Raw genomic sequence first — 228 nt, forward strand, 5'->3', positions numbered from 1 at the left:
TGGTTTCATTCACAGTCTTCGTTTCGGTAGTGACTGTCGGTGCATTCTTAGTATATACAACCGTATACTCCAAATCTGTCGAATCTCCGGTCACTGTCTGTGCTGCAATTGCTGTCTGATCTGGTGTATACCCCTTTAGTTCGGGGCTAGTCACTGCGCCAAATGTTTGATCTGCTGACCATGCCCCATATGTCTGCTCACCAGTGACTGCATCTGTAGACACTGTCC

General features: G+C 47.8%; 1 protein-coding gene. It reads right to left on the reverse strand.

Annotated elements, in window-relative coordinates:
• Nucleotides 1–228 (reverse strand): mucin-binding protein (locus KH893_RS12965; RefSeq protein ID WP_427860484.1); only part of this gene is annotated, 228 nt, incomplete at both ends.

The organism is Liquorilactobacillus sicerae (assembly GCF_029916425.1).
In the GTDB taxonomy this organism is placed as follows: Bacteria; Bacillota; Bacilli; order Lactobacillales; family Lactobacillaceae; genus Liquorilactobacillus; species Liquorilactobacillus sicerae.